23 protein-coding genes and 1 other annotated feature are annotated in these 18,894 nt (G+C 33.7%); of the genes, 16 read left to right on the forward strand and 7 right to left on the reverse strand.

Annotated features, from left to right (window positions below; genetic code table 11):
- The first annotated feature begins 40 nt into the window (after positions 1 to 40).
- Complete coding sequence (locus CJ229_RS07035; protein ID WP_257993676.1) at positions 41 to 895, forward strand: M23 family metallopeptidase; 855 nt, start codon at positions 41 to 43, stop codon at positions 893 to 895.
- Positions 896 to 968: 73 nt separating this feature from the next.
- Here the strand turns inward: CJ229_RS07035 and CJ229_RS07040 are convergent, their stop codons facing one another.
- Both CJ229_RS07040 and CJ229_RS07045 read right to left on the reverse strand, forming a co-directional pair.
- The gene (locus CJ229_RS07040; protein WP_102167136.1) at positions 969 to 1,472 is read right to left on the reverse strand and encodes a phosphoribosylanthranilate isomerase; all 504 of its coding nucleotides are present in this window, start codon (positions 1,470 to 1,472) and stop codon (positions 969 to 971) included.
- Positions 1,473 to 1,493: 21 nt separating this feature from the next.
- Complete coding sequence (locus tag CJ229_RS07045; protein WP_102167137.1) at positions 1,494 to 2,048, reverse strand: TetR/AcrR family transcriptional regulator; 555 nt, start codon at positions 2,046 to 2,048, stop codon at positions 1,494 to 1,496.
- A 129-nt stretch (positions 2,049 to 2,177) separates the two neighbouring features.
- Here CJ229_RS07045 and CJ229_RS07050 point away from each other — a divergent pair, with 129 nt between their 5' ends.
- From CJ229_RS07050 to CJ229_RS07110, 14 genes are all read left to right on the forward strand, one after another.
- Entirely contained in the window at positions 2,178 to 2,324 is a 147-nt protein-coding gene (locus tag CJ229_RS07050; RefSeq protein ID WP_317846545.1) for a hypothetical protein, read from the forward strand.
- 15 nt (positions 2,325 to 2,339) lie between these two features.
- Positions 2,340 to 2,681, forward strand: coding sequence for a carboxymuconolactone decarboxylase family protein (locus CJ229_RS07055; protein ID WP_317846546.1), 342 nt, complete (start codon positions 2,340 to 2,342; stop codon positions 2,679 to 2,681).
- Between the two features lie 28 nt (positions 2,682 to 2,709).
- Positions 2,710 to 2,955, forward strand: a complete 246-nt coding sequence (locus CJ229_RS08845; RefSeq protein WP_419181886.1) for an HXXEE domain-containing protein — start codon at positions 2,710 to 2,712, stop codon at positions 2,953 to 2,955.
- A 395-nt stretch (positions 2,956 to 3,350) separates the two neighbouring features.
- The gene (locus tag CJ229_RS07060; RefSeq protein WP_102167139.1) at positions 3,351 to 4,580 is read left to right on the forward strand and encodes an ABC transporter permease; all 1,230 of its coding nucleotides are present in this window, start codon (positions 3,351 to 3,353) and stop codon (positions 4,578 to 4,580) included.
- A gap of 9 nt (positions 4,581 to 4,589) precedes the next feature.
- Complete coding sequence (locus tag CJ229_RS07065; protein WP_102167140.1) at positions 4,590 to 5,240, forward strand: ABC transporter ATP-binding protein; 651 nt, start codon at positions 4,590 to 4,592, stop codon at positions 5,238 to 5,240.
- Entirely contained in the window at positions 5,237 to 6,613 is a 1,377-nt protein-coding gene (locus tag CJ229_RS07070; protein WP_102167141.1) for an ABC transporter permease, read from the forward strand. Before CJ229_RS07065 ends, CJ229_RS07070 begins: the two co-directional genes overlap by 4 nt.
- 30 nt (positions 6,614 to 6,643) lie before the next feature.
- Positions 6,644 to 7,297 (forward strand): response regulator transcription factor, encoded by a 654-nt coding sequence (locus tag CJ229_RS07075; protein WP_102167142.1) that lies wholly within the window; start codon positions 6,644 to 6,646, stop codon positions 7,295 to 7,297.
- A 4-nt stretch (positions 7,298 to 7,301) separates the two neighbouring features.
- Positions 7,302 to 8,612, forward strand: coding sequence for a sensor histidine kinase (locus tag CJ229_RS07080; protein WP_102167143.1), 1,311 nt, complete (start codon positions 7,302 to 7,304; stop codon positions 8,610 to 8,612).
- A gap of 207 nt (positions 8,613 to 8,819) precedes the next feature.
- Positions 8,820 to 9,068 (forward strand) — a binding site (T-box leader).
- A gap of 122 nt (positions 9,069 to 9,190) precedes the next feature.
- Positions 9,191 to 10,300, forward strand: coding sequence for a 5-methyltetrahydropteroyltriglutamate--homocysteine S-methyltransferase (locus tag CJ229_RS07085; protein WP_419181877.1), 1,110 nt, complete (start codon positions 9,191 to 9,193; stop codon positions 10,298 to 10,300).
- Positions 10,301 to 10,432: 132 nt separating this feature from the next.
- Positions 10,433 to 11,263 carry a DUF2382 domain-containing protein gene (locus CJ229_RS07090; protein ID WP_070457107.1) on the forward strand — a complete coding sequence of 277 codons (831 nt, stop codon included), beginning with the start codon at positions 10,433 to 10,435 and terminating at the stop codon, positions 11,261 to 11,263.
- 126 nt (positions 11,264 to 11,389) lie between these two features.
- Positions 11,390 to 11,908 carry an STM3941 family protein gene (locus CJ229_RS07095; protein WP_068130272.1) on the forward strand — a complete coding sequence of 173 codons (519 nt, stop codon included), beginning with the start codon at positions 11,390 to 11,392 and terminating at the stop codon, positions 11,906 to 11,908.
- A gap of 123 nt (positions 11,909 to 12,031) precedes the next feature.
- Positions 12,032 to 13,219, forward strand: a complete 1,188-nt coding sequence (locus CJ229_RS07100; protein ID WP_102167145.1) for a GTP-binding protein — start codon at positions 12,032 to 12,034, stop codon at positions 13,217 to 13,219.
- Between the two features lie 137 nt (positions 13,220 to 13,356).
- Complete coding sequence (locus tag CJ229_RS07105; protein ID WP_102167146.1) at positions 13,357 to 13,776, forward strand: hypothetical protein; 420 nt, start codon at positions 13,357 to 13,359, stop codon at positions 13,774 to 13,776.
- 95 nt (positions 13,777 to 13,871) lie between these two features.
- Positions 13,872 to 14,033 carry a hypothetical protein gene (locus CJ229_RS07110; RefSeq protein ID WP_180953390.1) on the forward strand — a complete coding sequence of 54 codons (162 nt, stop codon included), beginning with the start codon at positions 13,872 to 13,874 and terminating at the stop codon, positions 14,031 to 14,033.
- Positions 14,034 to 14,777: 744 nt separating this feature from the next.
- On the opposite strand, the gene CJ229_RS07115 is transcribed toward CJ229_RS07110, so the two are convergent.
- The 3 genes from CJ229_RS07115 to CJ229_RS07125 form a co-directional block, all read right to left on the reverse strand.
- The gene (locus CJ229_RS07115; RefSeq protein WP_317846548.1) at positions 14,778 to 15,314 is read right to left on the reverse strand and encodes a helix-turn-helix domain-containing protein; all 537 of its coding nucleotides are present in this window, start codon (positions 15,312 to 15,314) and stop codon (positions 14,778 to 14,780) included.
- A gap of 68 nt (positions 15,315 to 15,382) precedes the next feature.
- The gene (locus tag CJ229_RS07120) at positions 15,383 to 15,916 is read right to left on the reverse strand and encodes a hypothetical protein (RefSeq protein WP_102167148.1); all 534 of its coding nucleotides are present in this window, start codon (positions 15,914 to 15,916) and stop codon (positions 15,383 to 15,385) included.
- A gap of 270 nt (positions 15,917 to 16,186) precedes the next feature.
- Positions 16,187 to 16,603, reverse strand: coding sequence for a VOC family protein (locus CJ229_RS07125; protein WP_102167149.1), 417 nt, complete (start codon positions 16,601 to 16,603; stop codon positions 16,187 to 16,189).
- A gap of 95 nt (positions 16,604 to 16,698) precedes the next feature.
- Between CJ229_RS07125 and CJ229_RS07130 the strand changes: the two genes are divergently transcribed.
- Positions 16,699 to 16,944: a DUF3923 family protein gene (locus CJ229_RS07130; RefSeq protein WP_102167150.1), complete on the forward strand. Its 246-nt coding sequence runs from the start codon at positions 16,699 to 16,701 to the stop codon at positions 16,942 to 16,944.
- Between the two features lie 25 nt (positions 16,945 to 16,969).
- Here the strand turns inward: CJ229_RS07130 and CJ229_RS07135 are convergent, their stop codons facing one another.
- On the reverse strand, positions 16,970 to 18,163 hold the full coding sequence (locus tag CJ229_RS07135) for a trans-sulfuration enzyme family protein (protein ID WP_102167151.1): 1,194 nt from the start codon (positions 18,161 to 18,163) through the stop codon (positions 16,970 to 16,972).
- A 46-nt stretch (positions 18,164 to 18,209) separates the two neighbouring features.
- A complete protein-coding gene (locus tag CJ229_RS07140; RefSeq protein ID WP_102167152.1) occupies positions 18,210 to 18,884 on the reverse strand; it encodes a hypothetical protein in 675 nt (224 codons plus the stop codon).
- Positions 18,885 to 18,894 lie beyond the last annotated feature (10 nt).

Genomic DNA, 18,894 nt, shown 5'->3' on the forward strand with positions numbered 1-18,894 from the left:
ATGACATGGAAAAATAAAATTACATATAGGAGGGAATATCATGCAACAAAAAGAGTTAGCGAACTTGATACTACAAGGTGATTTTGAAACAGTGTATAGTCAAACAGATAATGAATTTCAAAACGAGATATCTCTAGATGAATTTCGTGAGGTAGCGGAAGATTTTACGAAAGATATCACAGGTTTGGAATTTCAATCTGAACTGTTTGATAATGATGAGTCAAAACAGTATGTATGGATAGACGATAGTGGCACAAAAGGTATTGTTGCCGTGTTTAATAAAGATGATTTAATGGATGGAATACAGTTTTTACCAGTAGAGAGCTATCCAGAAACAGATGAAGTATTTACTAAAACAATGTTTTCACCCCCATTTAAGGGTGAGTGGCTAGTTGTTTGGGGTGGTATAAATAGTTTAGTGAACTATCATTATGAGTATGAATCACAACGTTATGCGTATGATTTTATCGTTGTAAAAGACAATAAATCATATGAGGAAAACAAAGAACTCAATGAAAGTTATTATGCGTTTGGCAAAGAGTATATAGCACCTGCGGATGGTGTCGTTGTAGGGATTGAAAATGACATTAAAGATAACGAACCTGTTGGGGTATCTAATACTGATGATCCAGCTGGAAACTATGTTATTTTAGATCATGGAAATGATGAATTTAGCCATCTTTCTCATTTTAAGTATCAATCAATTGTCGTTAAAGAAGGAGATACTGTAAAGAGAGGCGACTTACTTGGTCTTGTTGGAAACTCTGGGAACTCAAGTGAAGCACATATCCATTTCCACGTTGCTGATTCAAGTGATCTGTGGGATTCAAAAAGTATTCGAATTAACTTTGATGGAAATAATGATATGCACCAGGGGGATATAATCAAACGATAATAAAATGACCTGTAGCTTTCAATACAATGATGTAATGGAAGTTACAGGTTTTATTTGTGTAAAGTACGTTGTATTAACGTTTAGACAATACATTTTCTAAGTATGCTATTTTTTTAAAATCTTTATTGTTATTATTTTCATTTCTATAGCTGTCTTGTGATGAGGACTCATATATTTTTAAAAATTGCTCGAGTGAAGGGACGTAAAATTCAGCACCCTCAATAGACATGTGCTGTATATCAGACAACTGCACATTCGCGAATTCAGGTAATGTATCGATACACCCGTATTCAACACTCGTCGTACCATTAGAAAACTCATGCTCATGTCGGTCAATTAAGCGGTAGTCGAGACGATTCATGACCGACTGAATAGCATCAAAATGATAGATTCTCTCCTCGTCAGGCGCTTCCCAACCACGTGGATCTCCGTGTACATGTATATCGATATCACTCGGATTCCAGTCTTTTTTAGACACTAATTCTAAACCTAAAGAGCCCATTAATGTTGGTTTTATATTTACTTGATTTAAAGCGCGACAAATTTTAATAAATTCATTGAATAGTAATTGATTCATTAGGCACCTCCTCTGATTATTTTATTCTGAAATGTTGAATTTGCTAATCTCAATAAAACTCGACGCCAATTCATCGACAGTTTCACTACATCCACCTTCAATCCATTTCATTAATATATTTAAAAACCCACCTGTATTATAATATAGTGCAAAAATCATATATTCGTCATTAATCTGATAATGAAATTTGTTTTTCACAGAGTTATGAAGTTGAGGCAGTATATCATTGAACTGTTCTAATAATAAAGATGACAAACCATGATTATGTAGTAACTTTAATAAATCGATTTCTTCATAACATATGTTAAAGAATACATAAGATACATAATTCATTTTTAGCGATTGAGAATTATTCAATGCATCAATATACTTGTTTTTTATGTTTGAAATACCTACATTCAATATATCTTCTTTTGAATCAAAGTTTCTATAAAAAGTTGTTCTATCCAAATCCGCAAGTTTTGTAATCTCACCGATTGAAATACTGTCAAACGACTTTTCTTTCATAAGTTTTATCAAACTTTCGTATATCCACTGCTGTGACTGGATTACTGATGGATGATTAGAATTCTTCATTACGATTTCACTCCTGTGCAACAAAAGACGAGTTATGTTGAACTTCGTTACAAAGTGTTGAGCTTATGCTATATGTAATTTACTATATAATCAAAAGTTCTACAAATGTTGCAATTAGGAGAGAGAACAATGAAGAAATTTTTATCTAAAAGTTTAGTAAAAGCTGCTAGTTTTATGAGTATGGATAACCGAGTGAATTATTTCAAAGTATCTCCAGTTGGAATGGAAAACATCATGTTACAAGAAAAATATGTCAATAAAATAAAGATAGATTGAAAAATGATACCTTTAGTGAAACTATATGTTTCTGTTTTGAATGGATGTTCTTACTGTATAGAGATGCACTATAAAGAGGCATCAAAAAAGAAAATTGATAAGAAACATGTAGAATCGATTTTAAATTTAAATATAGATAGCGAAAACTTCAATGCAGAAGAAAGGGTGCTACTATTATTTGCTAAAAAATTAACGCTAATCTCAGAGTACTCAATTTCTGATGAAGAGTATTCAAATATGAGAAAATATTTGTCGGGAAAAGATTATGTTGATTTTATAATGCTTGTAAATCAAGTCAACACATGGAATCGTATTTCTATAGGGACAGGAAATATAGGGAATGACATAAATGTTTGAAGGAATATAGATTTATTGGTTATTCCCAATTTTATTTATGACACATGAGATAGAAGAAATTTTGTATTTGCCTAAATTCGTGAAATGTCTAAAGAAAGAGAGTAGTAATAATATTATTAAGCGTATTCCAGCTATCAATCGTATTTCTTTTGTAATTATTGTTTTTGAACAATTGATAGTGATTATATCTATCTCTTTATTTTGTTATATAAGCGACAACATCTCCTTATATATTGCTTTGATTATTGTTTATATAATTCATATATTGCTTTGATTATTGTTTATATAATTCATATATTGATTCATTACTTGCAAGCTATTATAATCAAAAAAATTATACCAGGATTTTATATGGGGACATTTAGCTCGATTATATTGATACTAATACTATTATCTCTAGATGTATCATATAGTGAGGTATTAGTTTATATACCAATAGTTTTATTATTAGCAGTAGTTAATTTAGTAGTCATGCATAAAATTACTGCTAGAATTTTAAAATATTAATGTCGTCCGGACATATATTAATTTCTTTATATATTAGAAATTAAGCACTTTTCGAGAAATCGAGAAGTGCTTTTTTTATTTCTCAATTTTATTTCTTCATTTCATATACGTTTTATAAATGGGTTGTATTATAAACTTGTAAAAGTTTGAAGGAGGTTTGTGATGTTAAGGAATGCATGGGTGTATGTTACGAGAAAGATGAGACGGACGGTGATTTTGCTTTTAATTTTAGCGGTCGTTCTCTCTTGTTTATATTCTTGTTTGAACTTTTTATATACGACAAATCAATTGAAGTCGTCTCTTGAAAAGTCATCTCGCTCTTCTCTAGTGGTGATGAAAAAAGACGGCGGTGATTTTTTAAGATCAGAGTTTGATTCTGTAGAAGGTGATCAAGAGATTGTTTCTAAATATAAAGGGCTTGCGAAACCTAAAGGTTTAAAAGTTATTGAAGCTGCTCAGACGGTGATGCGAGAGGATTTACCGAGTGAGTTTAGAAAGGTGCTCGCTTTTGAAGCGGTTCAGGATGTGAAACGTCATGAGTTATTCCAAAGTGGTGCGTTTACTATTGAAGCGGGTGAAAATTTAAAAGAGAACGATGAGAATGGTATTTTAATCCACGAAGCACTTGCGAAAGAAAACAACTTAAAAGTGAATGATGAGATTCAGTTAGAAATGTTTGAAACGAACAGTGAGAAAGCACATGAACCATACACGTTCAAAATTAAAGGGATTTTTTCTGGTAAAAAACAAGAACAATATACAGGTTTAACATCTGATTTTAGTGAAAACACAGTGTTTATGAATTACAAAACAAGTCAGCGTGCACTTGGCCTAGAGGACGATCATATAGTGAACGAATTAGAGATGTTCACAAAAGAACCAGCAAAGTTAAAAGAAACGTTAGAAAAGTCGAGTGTGCTTAGTGCGGAGTTTTACTTTGAAGAAAAAAACGATCCATTTAAAGATGTGATTGAATCTTACGGAAGTATAAATGACATGATTAAGCTTATGGCGTATTCGATATTAGTCGGTGGAGTTTTAGTGTTATCACTCGTACTCACATTCTTTATCAGAGAACGCATATACGAAATTGCGATTTTACTTTCGATTGGTGTGAGTAAGTTTAAAGTTATTATGCAGTTTTTAGCAGAACTTTTTATTATATCTATACCGGCACTCGTATTGTCGTTTATCTTTAGCTATTTTGTTGTAGGGAAAATTATTGAGAATCAGTTAGTACAGAGTGAACTACAAATAGAAATGACGTATCAGTTATCTACATTTGTAATGAGTTATGGATTACTCGTTGTCATTATCGTGATATCTATAGTTATCGCATCGTTAATGATTCTCGTTAAAACGCCAAAAGAGCTATTATCAAAAATTAGTTAGGAGATTATTATGAGCATATTAGAGATAAAAAACGTATCGTATCAATATAAAAGCGGTAAAGGAAAAGTATTATCGAATGTAACTGAAACATTTGAGAAAGGTAAATTTTACGCAATTGTCGGTAAATCTGGATCTGGTAAGTCGACGTTACTATCACTTCTTGCTGGGCTCGATGAACCGACGAGTGGACAAATATTATTTGACGGTGAAGATATTAAAAATGCCGGGTACACAAAGCATAGAAAAGATCATATATCGTTAGTGTTTCAAAATTATAATTTAATCGATTATTTATCTCCACTAGAAAATATTCGTTTAGTAAACAAAGCAGCGTCACCAGACATATTATTAGCGCTTGGTCTTGGTCCAAATGAAGTGAAAAGAAACGTCTTAAAACTTTCCGGTGGTCAGCAACAACGTGTAGCGATTGCACGTGCGCTAGTATCGAAAGCTCCGATAATATTAGCAGATGAACCAACTGGGAACTTAGATGACAATACAGCGTTAGATATTATCGAAGTACTAAAAGAACTCGCAATCAAAAGAGATAAGTGTGTCATCGTTGTTACACATAGTCAAGCAGTCGCAAAAGCAGCAGACGTCGTATTAGAACTGAAACAAAAAACACTTCAACTTGTCGATAGGGAGGTAAGAAAATGATAAAAAACGCCTTTCATTATGTGACGAGAAAGAAATTAAAAAGTTTAATTATAATGAGTGTCATTTTAATAATGACGACACTATCTTTAATTGGTTTATCTATTAAAGATTCTACTGAAAAAGCATCTGAAGAGACGTTTGGAAACGTCATGAATAGTTTTATTATGGAAATTAACCGACAAGTGAACCCAGGTACACCTAGAGGTGGGGGTAATATTAAAGGCGAAGATATTAAGAAGATATCAGAAGTAAAAAGTATCGATCACTACGTTAAAAGAATTAACAGTGTCGCAGACTTAGCAGACCATGATATTATCGAAACGCCTGAAACAAAAGTCGATCCGTCGAGTGACCGTGCAAAATACTTTAAGCGTACAGTCATGTTAACAGGGGTAAATGATTCATCTAAAGAAACTAAATTCGTATCTGAAAGTTATAAACTTGTTGAAGGTGAGCATTTAAAAGATGGAGACGTGAGTAAAGTCATCCTTCATAAAGAACTCGCTGAAAAGAATAATCTAAAAGTCGGAGATACAATTAAAATTAAATCTAACGTGTATGATGCGGATAACGAAAAAGGCGCTGATGAAACTGTAGAAGCGGAAATCATCGGATTGTTTGATGGAGAGAACAACGGACCAGTAACAGCACCACAAGAGTTATATCAAAACACGATTATGACAGATTTAAATACAGCAGCTAAAGTGTACGGAAATACTGAAGACACTGCAGTATATCAAGATGCGACATTCTTTGTTAAAGGGGATACGAGTTTAGAAACGGTCGTTAAAGACCTTGAAAAACTCGACATCAACTGGAGTATGTATAGTTTAGTTAAGAGTACGTCAAACTTCCCAGCGTTAGAAGAGTCAATCTCAAATATTAGCAGCATTGCGAACACGTTGTTTATCGGTTCACTTATATTTGCTGGTGTCATCGTGTCATTACTATTATTCTTATGGATGAACGCGAGAAAAAAAGAAATTGCGATACTATTATCGTTAGGAATTTCTAAAGGTCAAATACTAATGCAACTTATTTTTGAAGTGATATTTATATCAATCCCTGCATTTATTGCCTCAACGATTATCGCAAAATACACAGCTCAAATATTCGGAGAAAAAATCTTAAGTAAAGTATCTGGCGATATCCAAAAACAAATCGAGTCACAGTCATCATCTAGTCAGTTAGGTGGCGGTGCGGAAGTAGATGGATTTAATAGAACTTTAACGCATTTAGATGTTAATATATTAACTGAATCAATCGTTTACGTCGTAATCTTTATGTCTATCGTTTTACTCGTATCAGTCATCATTGCTTCTATAAATATTCTTAAAAAGAACCCGAAAGAGCTGCTTATAGATACGAAATAAGATAATACAAGTATTAGGTAAGGAGATCATATGAAAGTACTCATTGTTGAAGATGACAAAATAATAAGAGAAGGCATCGCAGAGTATTTATCTGAATTTGGCTACACTGTGATAGAAGCTGAAGATGGTGGAGTAGCTCTACAATTATTTAACCGTGATATAAAGCTCGTTATACTAGACATCCAACTTCCAGTCATGAACGGCTTAGACGTGTTAAAAGAAATTAGAAAAGTGAGCACGTTACCTGTCTTGATGTTAACAGCTTTTAACGATGAAGTGTATAAGATCGATGCGTTTACACATTTTGCAGATGGCTATATCGAAAAACCATTCTCCTTACCTGTATTAAAAGTAAGAGTCGATGCGCTCATTAAAAAACATTATAGTAACGTAGAAAGTTTTGAGTATCGTGATACAGAAGTGAATTTCACAAGTTACACAGCGACAGTGAACGGTGAGCCAGTTGACGTGAATCCGAAAGAATTAGAGATATTAAAGTGTTTACTCATCAATGAAGGTAATGCATTAACGCGGTCGCAAATATTAGATAACGTATGGAAAGATACCGACGACGCACCATATGACCGCGTGATTGATGTGTACATTAAAGAGTTACGAAAGAAACTACAGCTCGACTGTATTAAAACAATACGTAATGTCGGCTATAGACTGGAGAGACAATAACATTATGAAGATATTTCCTAAAATGTTTATACAAATCTTTTCAGTTCTATTAGTCGTTACGTTACTCATTCATCTATTTGTCTTTTTAGTTTTCCCCAAGCCGTATTTAGAAAGTAGAAAAGATGAAATTTATCGTAAAGCAGAAGAGATATCAGCAAACTTAAATGGAGAGTCACTATACTATGTTCAAGAATCATTAAATTTCTATTCGGAGAATAGTGAAATTAAAGTCATTATAAAAGGCAACCACAATAATAATGCTGTAGAGATTAACAAAGACGTTGGCATCGATCCGACGAGTAGTAATAACTCACTTATCATCGAAGAGCGTACAATTACTTTAAATAGTGGTGAAAATCTAGACGTTCAGTTTATATCAACAGCAGATATGCAAAAGGATGCGAGAGATTTAAGCTTTAAATTTCTACCGTATTCACTACTGTTATCATTAATCGTATCTGTTATCGTTGCGCTCGTTTATGCAAAGTTTATTAAAAATAATATCGAAGAAATAAAATCTGTAACAGACGATATGATGTTGCTCGATAAAAGTGCATCGTTAGCAGTTACGTCAAACGATGAAATCGGAGATTTAAAAAGACAAATTAACGAATTGTATTTTACGCTGCTACAGTCGATAGACGATTTAGAAGTTAAAAACAAAGAAATTTTAAAATTAGAAGCGTTAAAGTATGACTTTTATAGAGGCGCATCTCATGAGTTAAAAACACCACTTGCAAGTCTAAAAATTATACTCGAGAATATGCAGTATAACATCGGGAAATACAGAGATAGAGATAAATATATCGCGAATTGTATTGAAATTACAGATGAACTTTCACAAAACATCACGCAAATTTTATCGTTGTCATCTGTCGATCATTTAAAGGAAGATGAAGCGGAAATTCTAATTAACGACGTCTTACAAAACGTTTTAGATAATTATCGTGTGATTTCAAAACAAAAAAATATTACAATTAGTAATCGAGTAGAAGACGAGACGATATATATTAACCATCAGGCGTTAACAATGATTATGTCGAACTTAGTGAGTAACGCAGTCAAATATACCGACGATCACGGTGAGATTAATATCGGTGTCGATAATGACTGGTTCTTTATCGAAAATACGTATAAAAATGTTAAAGCGCTAAATACTGACGGGATATTTGATGTGAAATTTGATATCAACAAGAAGACGAGTAATGGACTCGGCTTATATATCGTGAGTAGTTTATTAGATAATTACAATAAGCAATATAAAGTTGAAACGACAGACAAATCATTTATTTTTAAAATCAAAATTAACGGATAATAATATGGAATCACCTCTATGAAAATAGAGGTGATTTTATTTTAATAATCTTTTAAACATGCACGTGCAGACGAGATACCGTTAGAAGAAGATATATCAAGTTATAAAAGAGCGTATCCAGTAACTGAATAATAAATTTTCAGATAATTTTAAAAATTGTATTGATTTTAATTTCTTGTGTGTGATATAGTTATTCACAACAATAAATTAAAGCTGTTGATGAGGAAAGTAAAAGTAATGAAGACGTTACAGAGAGTCTTTGGTTGGTGAAAAAAGACGGTTGGAATTATTTTGAAAATGGCCTCTAAAGCATTGATTCGAACTTTAAAGTAAGAGTTAATCGGTTGCTTCCGTTACAAAGCCAGGGTATAAGCGTATATTTACGCCGTACCTGTGAGGTGTATTTCGCAAGAAATGCATAAAGTAAGGTGGTAACACGTGTATAGCGTCCTTTGAATTGTAAATTTCAAAGGACGTTTTTTTATTGGCAGCTATTTAAATGGGGCGATTAAAATCGAAAGTGACATGATGAAAAACGAGTTGAAATGAAAGAGAACACGAAAAATTAACATTAGGAGATGTTTAATATGACAAAAGGACCATTCAAAGCAGATCACGTAGGAAGTTTACTTAGACCAGAACGTATTCATAACGCACGAAAAGATTTTAAAGCAGGCAATATTTCTAAAGAAGAATTATTTAAAATAGAAACAGAAGAAATTGAAAAAGTTGTCGATAAACAAATCGAAGTAGGGTTAAAAGCAGTCACAGATGGAGAATTCAGAAGACGATTTTGGCACACAGACTTTTTAGAACAATTAAATGGTGTTGAAGGGTACGAGCCAGAACAAGGATACACGTTCGTCGGTGAAGTTACAGAAGCGTGGAACATTCGAAATAACGGTAAAATTTCGTTTAACAAAAACCACCCTCACGTCGAAGAGTTTAAATTGTTTAAGAAAATAGTAAACGGACGTGCAGTCGCAAAACAAACGATCCCAAGCCCGAACCAACTATTTAACGAGGGTATTCGTGATAAGTCTATCTACCCAGACATTAAAGATTATGCAGACGATATTATTAAAACTTATCAAGATGCAGTCAAAGCATTTTACGATGCAGGATGCCGATACTTACAATTTGATGATGTGTACATTGCAGGACTGAATGCAGAAGATTACTTATGGGGAGATACTGAATTAAGTCGACAAGAAGCAATTGATCTAGCGCTATATGTCGTGAACTCTATTTTAGAAGTAAAACCAGATGATCTCGTCATCACAACGCATCTATGCCGTGGTAACTACCGTTCAAAATACGCATTCGAAGGCAGTTATGCAAAAATCGCACCGACATTATTTAAAAAAGAGAAAGTCGATGGATTCTTCTTAGAATATGATGATGACAAATCCGGAGACTTTAAACCACTAGATTATATTCCGAACGATGGTCCAAAAGTAGTGCTTGGATTATTTACCTCTAAACACGGTGAACTTGAAGACAAAGAAACAATAAAAGAAAGAATCAAAGAAGCGAGTCAATTTATACCGAAATCACAAATTTGCTTATCACCGCAATGCGGTTTCGCTTCAACGCACCATGGTAATTTACTCACTGAAGAAGAACAGTGGAACAAACTTCGTTACATTGTAGAGCTAGCAGAAGAACTACTTGTTGAGGGAGAATAATTAGAAAAATTAAAAAAGATGTTTAAGAAAAATTTAAACGGGCATACTTTAATTAACAACATACGATAGGCATATAATCTTAACAATTAAAATAATGATTACCATCAAGGTAAACATAGGAGGAAGATTATAATGAGTTTTGTACAAGGAAGTTATAATTCATCAGAAGAAGCATTAGAAGCAGTTAAAGGGTTAAAAGCAGAAGGTTACAGAGAAGACCAAATTAGATTAGTAGCAAACGAATCAACACGTGATACATTTGTAAATAATTCAGGTGTAGACGTTACTTCAGCAGAAGGAGCAAATGGTGTAAACCATGAAGACGAGTCATTCTGGGACAAAATTGTAAATGCATTTACAGTTGAAGATGACTATGAACATCGTGTTGGACAAGACGGCGATGTGTTAGCAGATTACCGTTCAGATATTGATGCAGGTAAGGTGCTCGTTGTAGTAGACGGTGAACGTGGAAATGTTTCAGAAGCTAACGCAGTAGATGGCGCAGCACCAGTTGGTGGTGCTTATGAAGATAGAGACGTGAATGACCGTAGCCGCGTAGCAGACGCTGACACACAAAATGTAGAATTAAAAGAAGAGCAACTTGACGTTAATAAACGTGAAGTTGAAAGTGGTCAAGTAAACGTTTCTAAAAACGTAGTTGAAGACAGAGAGTCAATTGACGTTCCAGTTGAACATGACGAAGTTGTAATTGAACGCCATAAAGTTGAAGACGGTAGAGAAGCTAAAGATGGAGACTTCCATGACGAAGATTACTCTATTCCATTAACAGAAGAACAAGTAGACGTTGATAAAAAATCAGTAGTCACTGAAGAAGTAGAAGTAGGTAAACGTCGTGTTACAGATACTGAACACTTTGAAGACAACGTTAGACGTGAAGAACTAGACGTTCAAACGGATGGTAATGTTAATGTAGAAAAAGACCAAGATAGATTTGATAGATAAATCAAATAAAAACTTTTAAATAGTAAGTTATTAGACTGTAGATTTAATCTACAGTCTTTTTTATTAATGTTATTTTTCAACACTCTTTGGGTAAATATTTTTTATCAGCTAAAAGGAGTGAATCTTATGGGAGAAATTGTCATTAAAAAGAGCAAAAAGAAAGTAACGATGCTAATTTTATTCTCGATTGCCTTTATCGGTCTAAGCGTATTTATACTGCTCTATGGTTTAAATAAAGAAAGCTTATTACTATCCATCATCGGTGGAGCAGGAATTGGTTTTTCTATCGCGGGTCTAATTGCTACGATTAAAATGTACCGTTCAGGAGATACGTTACTCGTTATTAACGACAAAGGATTTTACGATTATTCATCACTCATGGCGACAAATGATCAGTTAATTGAATGGAGTGAAGTCAGTCAAATTCAACATGCTGAAATGAGCGGACAGCAATTCGTGAATGTTCAATTAAAAAATCCAGATGAGACACTACGCAATCTGTCAGATTTTGCTAAAAAGATGGCAAAAGCAAACGAAAATATGGGCTTGCCAGGAATTAACGTAAACGCAAATATCGCAGTCGGGTACGATGCAACAGAATTAGTCGAACTCATGAATAGTTACTTAAAACAAGCGAATAATTAAAAGAGATAGGTCTTATACTACGAAGTAGTGTAAGGCTTTTTTAATGAGTGTCGAAACATTGACTTAAAATTTTCAAACATGTTATTATATAGAACGTAACAATTACGATTTAGGAGAATTTTAATGAAAAGAATACCAGTAACAATACTTAGTGGATACCTTGGTGCAGGTAAGACAACGTTAATGAACCACATTTTAAACAATACAGAAGGCTTAAAAGTAGCAGTACTCGTAAACGATATGAGTGAAATTAATATCGATGCAGACTTAATTGCGAATGGAAGTAGCTTAAGTCGTACAGATGAAAAGTTTGTAGAACTTTCTAACGGATGTATTTGTTGTACATTACGCGAGGACTTACTCGTAGAAATTGAGAAGTTATCTAAACAAGATATCGACTACATTTTAATCGAATCTACAGGAATCAGTGAGCCTGTCCCAGTTGCACAGACGTTTTCATATGTCGATGAAGCGCTCGGTATCGACTTAACAAAAACGACTTACATCGATACGATGGTCACAGTAGTAGACGCATATCGATTCTGGAATGACTATAATTCAGGAGAAACCCTACTTGATCGTCAAGAAGGAATGAGTGAAGTCGATGAACGTGAAGTGAGTGATTTACTCATTGACCAAATCGAGTTTTGTGACATTATTATTTTAAATAAAACAGATTTAGTATCTGAAGATGAGTTATCACAATTAAAACGAACAATTCGTACGTTACAGCCTGAAGCAGAAATTATCGAAACAGTGAATGCAGAAGTACCACTAGAAAAAGTATTAAATACCGGACGTTTTGACTATGAAAAAGCAGCATCATCCGCAGGATGGTTAAGAGAGCTTGAAATGGGACATGAAAACCATACACCAGAAACAGAAGAATACGGTATTTCAAGTTTCGTATATAAACGCACATTACCATTCAACGCAAAACGCTTTGACGACTTCTTACAAGAAATGCCAGAAAACATCGTACGTGCAAAAGGACTCGCATGGCTCGCGTCAAGAAATGACTTTGCAATCATGGTATCACAAGCAGGTAGAAGTGTTGGAATCGAACCAGTGAGCTACTGGGTAGCAGCGATGCCTACAGAAACACGCCGTCAAATATTAGCAGAAAATAGAGAAATGGCACAAACGTGGGATCCAGAATACGGAGACAGAAGAAATGAACTCGTATTCATTGGAATCGACTTAGACAAAGAAGCAATCACAAAACAATTAGATGAATGTCTAATCAACGCAGAAGAAATGGAACAAGACTGGAACACATTAGAAGATCCATATCCATGGCAGATTGCATAAAATTAAGTCCTACACCTATATTTTAGGTGTAGGGCGATTTTTATATTTAAATGTTCAAAATAACAGACTTAAATTTAATATTATTGTAAAAAATAGTATAATAATAAGAGAAGGGAATATAAAAAGGAGGCATCATTATGAGTGAACAATTAACGAATAGACGAAAAGTCAGAGGGCTACTCCGAGAGTTAGAAGACATTCTTTTTGATATTTCTGTAAAGGAAGCGGACAATAACAACTTTCTCATCATAGAAAGTGAGTTAGAGTCGAAACTCTTTAATGAAGGAGTTTCAGGAGGAGAAGACGAGTTAGAAATCGTCATTTCATTAACAGATGAAAATGTACACTACAAGCTAGAAGTAGAAGCGGAATATCCGTCAAGTAAACTAGAAGTTGAAGTGTATAAAAAAGGTGCAGATGAGCTAAAATTTGTACGTGCAAATGAACTACCTGCACAGCTGAAATCATCAGAAGAGTTCAGATCAAAATTAAACGAACTATCTAAAGTTGTAGAAAGCCTCGGTGGCGAAAACTTTACAGATTTGTTTGAAGAGTAGGGGTAAAAGGGAGTCAGTATTCTATTATGAACACTGGTTTCTTTGTCGTTAATTGGTATAATTATTAGTAATATGAAAATTTACGGGGTGGAATTATGTATAGTATTGGTTTAGACATTGGTATTGCAAGTGTTGGTTATTCTGTAATCGAAACGAATAGCGGTAGGATTGTTGAACTCGGGGCTAGAATATTCGAAGCGAGAAACAGTGACAACAACATTGAAAAATCAATGTTGATAAAACAAAACACAAAATAATTAACGCAATGATTAGTGTCATATATAGCTTTATCCATAACAATAATTATCATTAGCCTTAATTAGTTTAAATAGTATTAATTTATTCTAATTTCCTTTTTGCTCGGAGCCATACGCAATCTATAAAAATTTTTTAGATGTAGTAATGGCTACAACTTTACTACAATACAAGTTTAATACAATTGCTTTTCCAAGCAAAAAGTTCTCTCGGAATAAAACGTTATACTAAATTAATAAGTACGTAAAATATCAGGAGGTCAAAAATTGAAAAAATCAATGAACTATCTAATTCATTAGAAACATTAGTAGCACTAGAAAACCTAAAAAACATTGGATATTCATTTCTTATATTCTTCGTCATTCTAATTTTTCTATTAATGCTCTTATTTATTTTTTTGATTTCGTTAAACAACTTAAGAGATTATGACTCTGAAAAAATTTGGAATAAAAGAAAAGCACGTACATCTTTAAAAGAAACGGGTGGTGGACAAGAAATATATTTTAGATATTGGATATGGCAAAGAAATAAAAGAAAAAACATTATAAAAGCCATAGAAACAAATACCGAAAACACTCCGATTTATCCAAAACAAAAATGGATAAAAAAAGGCAGAGTTAAACTACCACTCAGAAGAGAAATATGGTTTATAAAATAAAGTATGGCAAAAATCTTTTAAAATGTATATTACTTTACAGATTTCAAAATCAACGTTAGAATCTGTTAGACATCCGTAAGCGCTACTTTCATTTTTTGTCTGTTGGATTTGTCGGTAAGGCGTTCAACTTTTTTAGAATGATATTTTCCAGTTCTTTCATTCTTAATTCTTCTCTAAGGCGTTCTAGCTCTTCACGTTCTGTTTCATTAAGTGGCTCACTCTTCGATACTTGTTTTTGATTATTTTCTTTCTTAGACATATTTTTTCTTGGTCTCCCTTGCTTGCCCTCTAGAGCAGCTGGGCCACCTTCTTGAATCTTGCGATTCCAGTTAGCGATTGTTGGAAAATGTTTGATACCAAAGTATTCCGCTGTTTCTCTATAGGACAATTGATTTTCTTCTCTATATTTTAAAACAGTCAGTTTAAATTCACTAGTATATTGAGTATTACCTAGAGATTTAGCGAGCCCTTGATATCCATATGTCTTATATTGTCCCACCCATTTTTGAATAAGGGACCTGTTTATATTATGCTTTTCACCTAAAAACTTGTATCCTCCTTCTCCATTTAAATATTCATTAACTACTTTTACCTTAAATTCAAAGCTATGCGTTTTATACTTCATACAAAAACACCCCTAAAGTTGGATTTTAGTGTCCAACTTTAGGGGTGTAGCTTATAATGCTAGCTGTTCTATTTTGATCCTTCTTTATCTTCTTCATCATACCAATAACTATCGCTATCTTTTAAAAATGTTGTTCTAAAGTAAACAATTATAAACATAAAGACTATCACAAGTAATGCAAACGGTAATATAAAATTATAAATAAGATTATCTATATTTAATTCACAAATATTTCCAAAAGAAGTAGCCTTAAATAAAAATTCTAAGAATTCTTTTAAAGAACTGGCAAGTGCAAAAGACATTAAAGTTATATCATTAAAATCACTCAACTTTTTACTAAATACAATGCGCTTTTTATCGAAATCATCTAGACTATTCAAATTCTTATTAGCATCAACATAAAGCATATTCCTGATAATAATATTAATAAAACTATAAAAGACAACTGTAATTAATAGAGAACCGACATCATCATTAATTAAATATGTTAAAAATAATATAAAATATAAAACTGGTATTACGATACAAAGTCTTTTAAATCTTTTTTTAAGAGTAATTCTTTTAAAGCTCAGCTTTTTATTTATAATTTCATCCGTATTCAATTTAATTATCCTCCTTCGAAATTTATTCCAATTTCCTTGTTGTTCGGAATTTTACGCAATCTATAAAGCTTTTCAAGTTGCAGCAGTGGTTACACTACTACAACTCAAGTTTAATACGATTGTTTTCCCAAGCAAAAAGTTTTCTCGGCATAAAAGTATGTTTAAATCACATATGAGTTGCACCCCTAAAGTTGGATTTTAGTGTCTAACTTTAAGGGAGTAACTCGATTGCTTGGGGTCTTTTTTAAGAATTAATATTTAAAAAATCTATTAATACTTTTTAGAAGTCAGTTTCATTAACTTTTCGAAATCTGCATCATTAATATTCGATTGTGTAAGTGTAATTAAATGCCCATCAGGGTCTTTCACGGTCATTTCTTTAGCATTCCACGGTTGTTCTTCTAATTCATGTACAATGAACTTTGGTGAGATGCTTTTTGACTTCTCTTCAATGTCGTTAATGAGTACATTTATATAGACTGAATTACCAACTTCGAACTCATCACTAGAAATCAGCATGATATCTTGATACTTTTCTAATCGTAAATGATTCATAAGCACTTCGTTTTTGTCGTTTCTAAATTTAAACACGCTCTTAAAGCCAAGAGTTTTCTCGTACCATTTTTCTGAATGCTCAATATCCTTGACTAGAATTTTGTTAAACATCGGCATTTGATAAAAATCCAATGTAATCATCTCCTTAGAAATATTTTTAATTATAAGTAAATACATTTTATAATGTCAAAGGCATAGTATGTTATTCTAAAAAAGGGGATGATGTTATGAGAGTCTCATGGATTTTTTGGTGGATAATCACGATTGTAGAAGTCGCAAGCTTTTTAGCAATTTCAGCATTTCTTTGGTTACGTGAAGTTGATGCGACTGGTGCAGTTCAAACAACGGAATTAAAACTTCTTAATATCGCAGTGTTAGCGGCAGCTTTTATAATCCCGTTTATTATACAAGTCGTATGGCTAGCTATTAATATTGTTATTAAAAATAGACAAAGAAGAAACCCGTTAAGTTAAAACTTTTAGCTTAACGGGTTTTTATTTATTTTCTAAACTCTTCTTTTACCTTATCAAACGCTTGATCTAAGTCGTTGATAATGTCTTCTGCCGCTTCAAGTCCAACGGACAAACGTATGAGGCTTTCTGTTAGGTTGAATTCTTTTAACTCTTCCACTGGTATTGCTGAGTGTGTCATGGATGCTGGGTGTTGGATGAGTGTTTCTGGGTCACCTAGGCTGAATGATATGATGATGAGTTTTAAATGGTTTAACAGTGCTTCTGCCATCTTTGAATCGCCATCGATTTCAAAGGATACGACTGCGCCACTGTCTGCCATTTGTTTCTCTATAGTTTCTTTTTGTGGATGGTTTTCATCACCCGGGAAATAGACGTTTTTTACGAGTGGATGATTTTTAAGGTACTCGAATACTGCTTTTGCGTTTTCACAGTGTCTATCCATTCGGACGGATAATGTTTTAATCCCACGGAGGATTAAGAACGCATCCCACGCGTTTAAGTTTTGCCCGAGTTCTCCCATGATGTTTTGACGCATAAATGCGATGTCTTCGTTTGATCCACAAATGAGACCTGCAACGACGTCGCCGTGACCGTTTAAGTATTTTGTTGCGCTATGTACAATGATATCTGCGCCGAGTGTGAGTGGGCGCTGTAAGTATGGTGACATAAACGTGTTATCGATAATGACTTTTAAGTGATGTTTCTTTGCAACGTGTGATATTGCTTCTATGTCTAATATTGTTAACGTCGGGTTGGATGGTGTTTCTATAAAAATCACTTTTGTATTGTCTTTAATATGTTGTTCTATTGTATTTGTATCAGTGCAGTCGATATAGTCGTATTCGATGTTATATCGGCTTGCGATTTTTGTTAAGAAACTGTACGTACCGCCGTATAAGTCTTTTGTAACGAGTACGTGGTCACCTGATTTTAGTTGTGAGAGTAGTGCGATACTAATTGCTGCCATGCCGCTACTTACTGCAAGTGCATCGTCTGCTTCTTCTAGACTCGCAATTTTTTGTTCTAATTGCTTAGTCGTCTCATTACCGTATCGACCGTAATGAATTTCAGATGCACATTTTGTCGCATGCTGAGCATCAGTTGTACAGTCAAATGAGTATGCAACAGCAGGAACAATCGATTGAACGATTGCGCCCGCTTCTTTTTCTGTCTGACAGTTATGAATAATCTTCGTGTTAAAGTTAACGTTTGAACGCATGATTGAAACTCCTTCAGTTAGAATGTAGTAATTTTTAAATGTATTTTTATTCTCCATACATAGAATCTATTTTTTTGTAATACGCTTCCATATTTTCATAGCTGTTCATTCGTTCAATGAGGTTTAATATGTTTTCGTTGTTTTTATGCTTTTCGTATAATTCTTTAATGTTATATTTGTGGCCATAGTTTAATGCTTCTTGGTACGTAAGTTCTCCGAGTGATGAGTAGAGTAACGTGTATGTTTCTCCTACTGCAAATACGGACATTCCACCCATGCTTGGTGGGTTGACGACGTAGAATGTGAGTGGATCTTGTGGTGTATCTACGAGTACGTCAGTGACGTCTACACTTATTATACTGACTTCTGGTATTTTATTTGTTACGTCAGCGCTTTCACCACCAGGGTAAAGAGGACGCGAATACTCCCCAGCGAATATCTCGTCTGCTGTTGGTAATACGTATTCGTTAAATTCGTCGATTACTTGTTGTTCGTAAATCGTCATTGCTAATAGATGTTCTGTCGTTAAGTCTTCAAATGCGATTAGGGGTGTGTCTTCTTTTGTTTCAGTTTGTTCTTTGCCTTTTTCTGTATCAGATTTCGCTTCTTGATGCGAACGTTCGACTTCGTTTTCAGGCTTCTCAGTGTCTACCACGTCTTTTTTACTACACGCAGCGAGTATGAGTGAAAGTGAAGCGAATGTGTATAATACTTTTTTCAAAAATTACCAC

This window comes from Nosocomiicoccus massiliensis (assembly GCF_002871345.2).
In the GTDB taxonomy this organism is placed as follows: domain Bacteria; phylum Bacillota; class Bacilli; order Staphylococcales; family Salinicoccaceae; genus Nosocomiicoccus; species Nosocomiicoccus ampullae_A.